A 9865-nucleotide genomic window follows, 5' to 3' on the forward strand; every position below is an offset into this window, starting at 1 on the left:
GCCCCAGGCCCGCCGAACTGCACCCGTTCCGCGAGCTGGCCGGGCCCCGGCACCACGCCCCGGCCACCCCGGGCGATCTGTTCTTCCACATCAAGGCCGCCCGCACCGACCTGTGCTTCGCCCTCGCCGCCGAGCTGGTGCGGCGGCTGCGCGGCGCGGTCACCGTGCGGGACGAGACGCAGGCCTTCGCCTACTTCGACTCGCGCAACCTCCTCGGCTTCGTCGACGGCACCGAGAACCCCGTCGGCCAGCCCGCGGCCGACGCGGCGCTGGTCGGCGAGGAGGATCCCGGCTTCCGCGGCGGCAGCTACGCGATGGTGCAGAAGTACCTGCACGACGTGGACGCGTGGGAGGCCCTCGCCGTGGAGGCGCAGGAGAAGGTGATAGGCCGCACCAAGCTCACCAACCTCGAACTCGACGCGCCCGGCTCCCACAAGGACGTCAACACCGTCCTCGGCCCGGACGGCTCGGAGCAGAGGATACTGCGCTCCGCGATGCCGTTCGGCAGGCCGGGGCACGGGGAGTTCGGCACGTACTTCGTGGCCTACGCGCGCACGCCCGGGATACCCGAGACGATGCTGCGCAAGATGTTCCTCGGCGAGCCGGGCTCGGGGCCCGACCCGCTGCTGGACTACTCACGGGCCGTCACCGGCAGCCTGTTCTTCGTGCCGCCGGCGGACTTCCTGGAGGCCCTGCCCGAGGAGTGAAAGGCCCGTACCAGGGCTTGTTCAGACGCGTTCCAGCGGCCGGTGCGGTTCGGCGGGGAGCCGCACCTCGATGGAGTCCCCGGGACGCACCACGCCGCCTTCCCGTACGACGCTCATGATGCCTGCCTTGCGCACGATCCGGCCTGCCTCGTCACGGCCGACGACCTGCTTCAGCAGCCCGTCCTGGAAGGCGTCGATCTGGCTGCAGGGGTTGCGCAGGCCCGTCACCTCCACCACCGCGGCCTCGCCGATGTGCAGCAGGGTGCCGACCGGCAGGCCGAGCAGGTCGATGCCGCGTGTGGTGATGTTCTCCCCGAGTGCGCCGGGAGCCACCTCGAACCCCGCGTCCGCGACCTCGGCGAAGAGCTCCTCGTGGATGAGGTGCACCTGGCGCAGGTTCGGCTGGGTGGGGTCCTGGGCGATCCGCGAACGGTGCTTGACCGTCACCCCCGCGTGGATGTCGCCCTCCACCCCCAGCCCGGCGAGCAGGGTGATGCTGTCCCGGTTCGGCTTGGTGAACGTGTACTCGCCGTTGCTGCTGACCGCCGTCACCGTCGCGCTCATGCCTTCGGCCCCCTTCCGTTCGGCAGTGATCCTTCAGGAGCCTAACCGGTCGGCTCCGGCGCCGCCCGTTCCCCGGGGAACCCCGGCGACCGCAGGACCCGGCGCCCGGCGTCCACCGCGAACACCTCGCAGTTCTCCCGGGCCGCCGCCCACTCGACGCCCTCGGCGCCCAGCGCGAAGGCCGCCGTCGCGACGGTGTCGGCCTCGGTGAGGGTGGGGGCGACGACCGTGAGGCTGAGCAGCCCGGTCGCCGGGCGCCCGGTACGCCCGTCGACGATGTGGTCGCCGCGCTCGTAGCGGGCGGACGTCGCGACGGCCCGGTCCGTGAGGTCCAGGACCGTGCACAGCCGGTCGGCGTGCTCGGGATGCCGTACGCCCACCCGCCAGGGGCCGCCGACGGCGACCACGTCACCGCCCGCGTTGAGGCAGAAGCGCCGCGCCCCGGCCGCCGCCAGCAGCTCCGCGCCCTTCTGCACCGACCAGCCCTTCACCACGGCGCAGGGATCGAGGCCGCGCCCCGGCAGGCGTACGTCGAACGCGCCCCTGGTCGCGACCCGGTACTCCTCGCACAGGTCCAGGATCTCCCGGAGCGCCGCACTGGGCACGGACACCTCCCCGCGGTCCAGCCGCGACACCTCGCTGTCCGGCCGGAACGGGCTGAACCGCGCGTCGACCTCGTGCAGCCAGGCGAAGAGGCCGTCCACCGCCGCCTCGGGGAAGCCCTTGTCGTCGATCCGGACCGACACCGGGAACCCCATCACGTGCTCGACGCGCCGCATCCCCTCAGCCCTTCGCGTCGATGGCGGCCTGGAGCGACTCCTTGTAGCCGTCGCTGGTGACCGTGGCGCCGGACACCGTGTCGATGTCGGCGCTCTGCGCCTGGAGCGTCTCCTCGATCAGCTTGGGTACGGCGGCCGTGGTCTGCGGATGGTCCGGCTGCTGCAGCATCCGCACCGAGGCGATCTTGTCGCCGGCGAAGGTGACCTCGACCTGCACCGGGCCCTTCTCGGTGTCGATCGTGGACCCCGAGACGACCGTGGAGGTGGTTCCGCCCGAGGACGAGGCCGAGGGCGTGGACGCCGGCGCAGCGGCCTCCGTGACGGCCGACGACGACCCGGCGTCGTGGGAGGGCGCGTAGCGCCAGACCGGGATCAGGCCCGCGAGGCTCAGGACGAGGACGGGTATGGCTCGCTTCACGACAATCTCCTCGTCATCCGGCCAGGCTGAAGCGTTCGAAGTGGATCTGCGCCTTGGGCACGTCGAGTTCGCGCAGGCTGCCGAGCACCGCGTTCATCATCGGCGGCGGGCCGCAGAGGTAGACGTCCCGGCCGGCGATGTCCGGCACCAGGCGGGCGAGTTCCCGCGGCGCCAGCCGGTCGGGCACGGGCGGGCCGGTGACCAGGTGCAGTTCGGCGCCCTTGGCGAGCGCGAGGTCGCGCAGTTCGTCGTAGAGGACGGCGTCCTGGTCCGTGGCCACCCGGTAGATCACGACCGCGTGGCCGTGCAGTTCCTCCAGCAGGGCCCGGATCGGCGTGACACCGACGCCGCCCGCGATGAGCAGGGCGTCCGGGCGGGTGCGGTGCAGGGTGGTGAAGGCGCCGTAGGGGCCCTCGGCGAACACGCGCGTGCCCACCTTCAGGTGCCGCAGGGCCGCGCTGCCGTCGCCCGCGCGCTTGGCCGTCAGCCGGAGCGTACGGCCGTCCGGGGCGGCGGACAGCGAGAACGGGTTGGCCTGCCACCAGCGGTCCTTGGTCAGGAACCGCCACAGGAAGAACTGTCCCGCCCGGGCGGGCAGCCGGTCCAGGTCGCGGCCCGTGATGTAGATCGAGACGACGTGGTCGTTCTCGGGGACGACGGCCGTCACACGCAGCTGGTGACGGAAATTGCGCCACAGGGGCAGCACCAGACGGCCCGTGAACACCGCGGCGAGGGCCAATCCCCACACGGCGTACCAGTACGTCTTCGCCGCGGACGACGAGGTGAACGTCGTGCCCGCCGCGACCTGGTGCGTGAACGCCAGCACCACCGCGACGTAGGTGTACAGGTGGATGAAGTGCCAGGTCTCATAGGCCAGCCGGCGCCGGGCGGAGCGGGCCGAGACCACGCCGACCACGATGATGATCGCCAGGGCGGTGATCGCGCGCAGCACGCCCTCGACGGTCTCCGCGAGGTCCACCAACTGGTTCACAGGGTCCAGCGACGAGGACTGGGCGTAGCCGAAGACGATGAACACCGCGTGCGCGAGCAGCAGCCACAGCACCGAGAAGCCGGTCCAGCGGTGCCAGGACGTCAGCCGGTCCATGCCGATCCGCCGGTCGAACCAGGGCAGCCGGGCGACCAGCAGCAGCTGGAACGCCATGAGCAGCGAACCGTACAGCCCGGTCAGCCGGCCCAGCACGATGAGCGTGTTCGAGGCGAAGCCGGCCTGGACGAAGAACACGGCCACCACGACCGCGTTGGCGAGCAGCACCGCGTACAGGCCGGTACGCCCCACCACTCTGGGGCGCACGCCCGCGCGGGTCGCCGCGGGAGGTTCTTGGAGGGTCGTCACGGTCGGCAGCTCCTTGATCGGATCCTGGGACACCGAGCTTGTCGCGGAGGAGCTGTCGAAATACTGTCGCTCAACTTTCAAGTGTTTATCGATCGTGCCGCGAAGAGGCGGACGGCTATGGAGGCGCGGGACAGGTGAAGCACTATGAGCGAGTGGAAAAAGTACGCCTCCTCGTCGTCGACGACGACCAGCCCATCGCCGATCTCGTCGCGACCGTCGCCCGCTACGAGGGCTGGGACGCGGTCACGGCGTACACCGGTGAGGACGCGCTGAAGCGGGCCGCCGAGTTCCACCCGGACATCGTGGTGCTCGACCTGATGCTGCCCGGCGTGGACGGCTTCGGCGTCCTGGACCGGCTGCGCGCCTCCGGGACGATGGTGCCGGTGGTGTTCCTCACCGCGCGGGACGGCGTCGCCGACCGGGTCGCGGGCCTGACGCGGGGCGGCGACGACTACCTGGTCAAGCCGTTCGCCGTGGAGGAGCTGATGGCCCGGCTGCGGACCGTGCTGCGGCGCAGCGCGGGCCCCGCCTTCCAGCGGTCCGTGCTCCAGGTCGGCGATCTGACGATGGACGAGGACACCCGCGAGGTGCGGCGCGGCGAGCGACTGCTGTCGCTGACCCCGACCGAGTACGAGGTGCTGCGCTACCTGATGCGCAAGTCGCCCACCGTGCTCACCAAGGCGCAGATCCTCGACCACGTCTGGGAGTACGGCTTCGGCGGCCGTTCCAACGTCGTCGAGCTGGTCGTCAGCCGGCTGCGCCGCAAGCTCGACGAGACGGACGACGGCGGCGCGCCCCTGATCCACACCGTGCGGGGATTCGGGTACGTCCTGCGGCAGGCCTCCGAGTGATCGCCAGACTGCGGCGGACCTACCGCAGGATGCGCCTGGGCACCCGGCTGGCCCTGGGCCTCGGCGCCCTGGCGCTGGTCGTGTTCGCCGTCGTCGGCACGGCCCTGACCACCTATATGCGGGACTACCTCTCGGCCCAGCTCGACACCCAGCTCGCACAGGCCCAGATCGCCCAGTCCAAGAGCATCGCGGACTACGGCACGCTCTCGGGCAAGAAGTACTACAGCTGGTTCTACGCCGTGTACGACGTGTCGGACGGCACGCCCGAGCTCCGCAGGCCCGAGGACCCCGCCGACCTGCCCAAGGACGTCGACGACTTCACCTCCCTGGCCCGGGCGCAGACCACCGCGCACACGGAACTCCTGCGCACCGAGCACCTCAAGGGCGCCGGCTCCTACCGGCTGCGCGCCTGCCAGGTCGAGCCCGGGGTCGTCCTGGTCAGCGCCGCGCCCATGGAGGACATCGAGGACACCGTCGGGCAGCTCATCACCATCCAGGTCGTCACCTTCGGGGCCGCGCTGCTCGCGCTGGTCGTCTTCGGCCGCAGGACGCTGCGCCGCGGACTGAAACCGCTCAGCGACATGGCCTCCACCGCCCACGGCATCGCCTCGCACGACCTGACCGAGTCGGCGGCCCGGCTGTCGCTGCGCGCCGACGGCCGGGACGGCGGACCCGAGGTGGACGAACTGCGGACCGCCTTCAACACGATGCTGGAGCACATCGACCACTCCCTCGCCGTGCGCGCGGAGGCCGAGCAGCGCCTGCGCCGGTTCGTCGCCGACGCCTCGCACGAGCTGCGCACCCCGCTGATGTCGGTACGCGGCTACGCCGACCTCTTCCAGTACGCCGCCGCCAACGCCCCCGAGGAACGCGACCGGCACCTGGCCCGGCTGCGCGCCGAGGCCGCCCGGATGGGCATCCTCCTGGACGACCTGCTGCTGCTCGCCCGGCTGGACGCGGCCGAGGTGGAGGAGCCGCTGCGGCTCCAGGACGCCGACCTGGTCGAGTTGGTGTGCCAGGCCGCGGACGCCTTCCGCGCGGGCCGCCCCGACCACCGGCTGACCGTGCTCGCGGGTCCGCGGCCGGTGCGGCTGCGGATGGACCCGCTGCGCATCCGGCAGGTCGTCGACAACCTCCTCACCAACGCCGCGGTGCACACCCCCGCCGGGACGAAGGTGTCCGTGGAGGTGTGCGTCGCGCCCGGCTCGGCCGAGGTGCGGGTCGCCGACACCGGTCCGGGCATCCCGCCCGACGACCGGGACCGGGTCTTCGACCGCTTCTACCGCGTCGACAAGGCCCGCAGCCGCGACCGCGGCGGCAGCGGCCTCGGCCTCGCGGTCGCCCAGTCCCTGGTCCGGGCCCACGGCGGCCGCATCGAGCTGGACAGCGAGCCGGGGGCGACGGCCTTCACCGTCCGCCTGCCGCTGAACGGGGACGGGCCACCGGCCGCCCCGGGGCCGGAAACCACCGCCGTCTAGACTCGTCCGGCGACAGCGCGTACGACCATGGCCAAAAGTCCGCCAACCCGAAGGGCCCCGGCGCCTTGATACGGATCGAATCAGTCACCAAGCGGTACCCGGACGGCACGGTGGCGGTCGACCGGCTCTCCATGGAGATACCCGACCGCTCGATCACCGTCCTCGTCGGACCGTCGGGCTGCGGCAAGACGACCACCCTGCGGATGATCAACAGGATGGTCGAACCGAGCGAGGGAACGATCCTCCTCGACGGCGAGGACATCCAGCGGCAGCCCGTCACCACCCTGCGCCGCTCCATGGGCTACGTCATCCAGAACGCCGGCCTCTTCCAGCACCGCACGATCGTCGACAACATCGCGACCGTGCCCCGCATGCTCGGCTGGGGCAAGCAGAAGGCCCGGGCCCGGGCGGCCGAACTGATGGAACGCGTGGGCCTCGACACCGCGCTCGCCAAGCGGTACCCGTACCAGCTCTCCGGCGGTCAGCAGCAGCGCGTCGGCGTGGCCCGGGCGCTCGCCGCCGACCCGCCCGTGCTGCTCATGGACGAGCCGTTCTCGGCGGTCGACCCCGTGGTGCGCAAGGTCCTCCAGGACGAACTGCTGCGCATCCAGGAAGAGCTGGGCAAGACCATCGTCTTCGTCACCCACGACATCGACGAGGCGATCAAGCTCGGCACGATGGTCGCCGTACTGCGCGAAGGCGGCCACCTCGCCCAGTACGCACCCCCCGCCGAGCTGCTGTCCGACCCCGCCGACGCCTTCGTCGAGGACTTCCTCGGCGCCGACCGCGGCATCCGGGGCCTGTCGTTCTTCCCGTCCGCGGGGCTCACGCTCACGACCGACCCGGTGATCCGGGTCGACGCCACCGCCGAGCAGATCGCCGCCCCCGACGCCCCCTGGCTCCTGGTGACCGACGCGGACGGCAGGCCGCTCGGCTGGAGCACGCCGCAGGACCTGACGGCCGGGGACATCAGGCCGGACCGGCTCCAGTCCTACGGGCGGCCGTTCGTGCCCGGCACCGACTCGCTGCGGGCCGCCCTCGACTGCGCCGTGCTCTCCCCGACCGGCTGGGCCGTCGCCGTGGACGCCGGCGGACGCGTGACCGGAGTGGTCGAGCAGCACACCATCGGCGAGGCCATCCGCAGCGCCCACGAGGCACGGCGCGACGACGAGCGCGACGACGAGAAGGTCGCCGGATGAGCGAGTTCCTCCACGGCTTCTTCGACATCCCGAGCGACCTCCAGCACAGCTGGTTCGGGCTGATCGGGCTGCACTTGAGAGAGGCCCTGCTGCCGGTCGCGGCCGGACTGCTGCTGGCACTGCCGATCGCCCAGCTCTGCGTGCGCTTCCGCTGGCTGTACCCGCCCGTCCTCGGTCTGACGACGGTGCTGTACGCCATCCCGTCCCTGGCGTTCTTCGTCGTCCTCATCGACTACACCGGCCAGACCGAACTCACCGTGATGATCCCGCTGGCCGTGTACAGCCTCGTGGTGCTCGTCCCGGCGATCGTCGACGGGGTGCGCTCGGTGCCTCCGGAGACCCTGGCCGCCGCGACCGCCATGGGCTTCGGGCCCGTACGGCGGTACTTCCAGGTGCAGTTGCCGATCGCGGTACCGGCGATCATCGCGGGCCTGCGGGTGGCGACCGTGTCGAGCATCTCCCTCGTCAGCGTCGGCATGCTGATCGGCAACCAGGGCGCGCTCGGCAACCTGCTCCACGACGCGCAGATCTACAACCGGCCCGAGCTCACCTGGAACTCCGTGATCACCACGGCGCTCCTGGCGATCCTCGTCGACGCCCTGCTGGTCCTCGTCCGCGTGCTGCTGACGCCCTGGATGCCGAGCGGGACGGTCCGCCGCAAGCCGGCGCCCGCCCTTAAGGACGCTGCCCGGTGAACGTACTCAACTTCGTCAACTCGTTCTTCAGCGACAGCGCTCACTGGCAGGGGTACGACGGCATCCCGGCCCGGCTCGGGGAGCATGTCCAGTACACCCTGGAGGCGCTGCTCCTCGCCGCCGCGATCGGACTGCCGATCGGCCTGGTCACCGGGCACTACGGGCGCGGCGGCAACGCCCTGTCCCTGGTCGCCACCGCCGGGCGGGCCCTGCCCAGCTTCGGTCTGCTGGTGCTGATGACCACCCTGCTGGGGTTCGGGATGCTGCCCGTGATGATCCCGCTGGTCATCCTCGCCGTCCCGCCGATCCTGGTCACCACCTACGAGGCGATGCGTTCGGTCGACCCCTCGCCGGTGGACGCCGCCCGCGGTATGGGCATGCACGAGTCCCGGATCCTCTTCCAGGTGGAACTGCCGGTCGCCCTGCCGCTGATCCTGAGCGGCCTGCGCTCGGCGGCCATCCAGATCGTGTCGACGGCCACCATCGCCGCGTACGTCAGCCTGGGCGGCCTCGGGCGGTACATCGTCGACGGCCTTTACCAGCGCAACTACGAGAAGGTGGTGGGCGGCGCGACGCTGGTGGCCGTCCTCGCGCTGGTCACGCTCGCGCTGTTCTGGGCGGCGGCCCGGATCGCGGTGTCGCCGGGTGTGCGCAGGAGATGACGCCAATTGGTGACCAAGCTGCTCTTGACTGACCGAATATCCGCTGGCTTGGATCAGTGGGTGATTACTACACGGAAGAGCAGCACCCGGTCCATGACGAGGCACCCCGGCGCGGCAGCGGTCGCGCTGGCCGCGGCGGCAGCTCTTCTCGGAGGCTGTTCCTCCGGCGGCACCTCCGACGACCCGCTCAAGGGCGGCGGGGCGGAGGACGGCGCAGTCGTCGTCGGCTCCAACAACTTCGCCGAGAGCATCCTGCTCGCCGACATCTACGGCGAGGCCCTCAAGGCGAAGGGCATCAAGGTCACCTACAAGCCCAACATCGGCAGCCGGGAGACCACGTACGGTCTGATGAAGAACGGCAGCGTCACCGTGCTGCCGGAGTACAACGGCTCCCTGCTGGCCTACCTCGACGCCAAGGCCAAGCCGAAGACGGTCGAGGAGACCACGACCGCCATCGACGGCAAGCTCGACTCCAAGCTGGAGCTGCTGAAGCCGTCGGCCGCGCAGAACAAGGACTCCGTGACGGTCAACGCGGAGACCGCGAAGAAGTACAAGCTGACCTCGGACTCGTCCATAGCCGACCTCAAGGACGTCGCCGAGGACCTGGACTTCGGCGGCTCGCCGGAGTTCCAGACCCGGCACCAGGGTCTGGTGGGCCTGAAGTCGGTGTACGGGCTGGAGTTCAAGTCCTTCAAGTCCCTCGACGCGGGTGGTCCGCTGACCCAGACGGCGCTGAAGATGAACACCGTGCAGGCCGCGGACCTCTTCACCACCGACCCGACCATCGCCCGGGACAAGTTCGTCGTCCTGAAGGACCCGGAGAACCTCTTCGGCTTCCAGAACGTGCAGCCGCTGGTCCGCAAGGGCGAGCTGTCCAAGAAGGGTGCCGCGGCACTCGACGCGGTCTCGGCCAAGCTCGACACGGCCGCGCTGCTCGAGCTGGACGCGCAGGTCCAGCTCGAGAAGAAGGATCCGCTGGACGTGGCCAAGGCGTGGCTGAAGTCGGCGGGCCTGACCTGACCCGCCCGGCCGCGGGGGGCGGGGGGGGGGGGCCGGACTCGAAAACACAACAGCCGCAACCGACGAAGGACGGAGGGAACCCCACGGGCCGCCCCCGGACTGGCCACCCGCGGGGGCCGGCGGGCGCGGGGGCCGGGG

Annotated in this window: 11 protein-coding genes; 7 read left to right on the forward strand and 4 right to left on the reverse strand. The window is 71.2% G+C overall.

What is annotated here, in order from left to right; translation table 11 throughout:
* A partial coding sequence (locus ACFTZL_RS34175; RefSeq protein ID WP_382590949.1) for a Dyp-type peroxidase occupies positions 1-707 on the forward strand: 707 nt, incomplete at its 5' end.
* A 21-nt stretch (positions 708-728) separates the two neighbouring features.
* Here the strand turns inward: ACFTZL_RS34175 and ACFTZL_RS34180 are convergent.
* From ACFTZL_RS34180 to ACFTZL_RS34195, 4 genes are read right to left on the reverse strand one after another with little or no spacing between them, the layout of a single operon-like run.
* Positions 729-1271, reverse strand: a complete 543-nt coding sequence (locus ACFTZL_RS34180) for an MOSC domain-containing protein (protein WP_382590952.1) — start codon at positions 1269-1271, stop codon at positions 729-731.
* A 41-nt stretch (positions 1272-1312) separates the two neighbouring features.
* Positions 1313-2050: an FAD:protein FMN transferase gene (locus ACFTZL_RS34185; protein ID WP_382590955.1), complete on the reverse strand. Its 738-nt coding sequence runs from the start codon at positions 2048-2050 to the stop codon at positions 1313-1315.
* A 4-nt stretch (positions 2051-2054) separates the two neighbouring features.
* Positions 2055-2468, reverse strand: coding sequence for an FMN-binding protein (locus ACFTZL_RS34190; protein WP_382590958.1), 414 nt, complete (start codon positions 2466-2468; stop codon positions 2055-2057).
* A 13-nt stretch (positions 2469-2481) separates the two neighbouring features.
* Entirely contained in the window at positions 2482-3822 is a 1341-nt protein-coding gene (locus ACFTZL_RS34195) for a ferric reductase-like transmembrane domain-containing protein (protein ID WP_382590961.1), read from the reverse strand.
* A 152-nt stretch (positions 3823-3974) separates the two neighbouring features.
* Between ACFTZL_RS34195 and ACFTZL_RS34200 the strand changes: the two genes are divergently transcribed.
* The 6 genes from ACFTZL_RS34200 (at position 3975) to ACFTZL_RS34225 (ending at position 9727) form a co-directional block, all read left to right on the forward strand.
* Positions 3975-4673 (forward strand): response regulator transcription factor, encoded by a 699-nt coding sequence (locus ACFTZL_RS34200; RefSeq protein ID WP_382590964.1) that lies wholly within the window; start codon positions 3975-3977, stop codon positions 4671-4673.
* A complete protein-coding gene (locus ACFTZL_RS34205) occupies positions 4670-6151 on the forward strand; it encodes a sensor histidine kinase (RefSeq protein WP_382590967.1) in 1482 nt (493 codons plus the stop codon). The genes ACFTZL_RS34200 and ACFTZL_RS34205 overlap by 4 nt, the downstream gene beginning before the upstream one ends.
* Positions 6152-6216: 65 nt before the next feature.
* Positions 6217-7350 (forward strand): ABC transporter ATP-binding protein, encoded by a 1134-nt coding sequence (locus ACFTZL_RS34210; protein ID WP_382590970.1) that lies wholly within the window; start codon positions 6217-6219, stop codon positions 7348-7350.
* Positions 7347-8045 (forward strand): ABC transporter permease, encoded by a 699-nt coding sequence (locus ACFTZL_RS34215; protein WP_382590973.1) that lies wholly within the window; start codon positions 7347-7349, stop codon positions 8043-8045. The genes ACFTZL_RS34210 and ACFTZL_RS34215 overlap by 4 nt, the downstream gene beginning before the upstream one ends.
* Positions 8042-8707, forward strand: a complete 666-nt coding sequence (locus ACFTZL_RS34220; protein WP_382590976.1) for an ABC transporter permease — start codon at positions 8042-8044, stop codon at positions 8705-8707. Before ACFTZL_RS34215 ends, ACFTZL_RS34220 begins: the two co-directional genes overlap by 4 nt.
* 93 nt (positions 8708-8800) lie before the next feature.
* Positions 8801-9727 (forward strand): ABC transporter substrate-binding protein, encoded by a 927-nt coding sequence (locus ACFTZL_RS34225; RefSeq protein WP_382590979.1) that lies wholly within the window; start codon positions 8801-8803, stop codon positions 9725-9727.
* Positions 9728-9865 lie beyond the last annotated feature (138 nt).

Source organism: Streptomyces sp. NPDC056948, from assembly GCF_042674225.1.
GTDB classification, from domain to species: Bacteria; Actinomycetota; Actinomycetes; order Streptomycetales; family Streptomycetaceae; genus Streptomyces; species Streptomyces purpurascens.

Bases quoted from the DNA above. Each gene is read 5' to 3' on its own strand.
- ACFTZL_RS34215 (WP_382590973.1), top strand. From the start codon at position 7,347: ATGAGCGAGTTCCTCCACGGCTTCTTCGACATCCCGAGCGACCTCCAG.
- ACFTZL_RS34185 (WP_382590955.1), bottom strand. From the start codon at position 2,050: ATGCGGCGCGTCGAGCACGTGATGGGGTTCCCGGTGTCGGTCCGGATC.
- ACFTZL_RS34180 (WP_382590952.1), bottom strand. From the start codon at position 1,271: ATGAGCGCGACGGTGACGGCGGTCAGCAGCAACGGCGAGTACACGTTC.
- ACFTZL_RS34225 (WP_382590979.1), top strand. From the start codon at position 8,801: ATGACGAGGCACCCCGGCGCGGCAGCGGTCGCGCTGGCCGCGGCGGCA.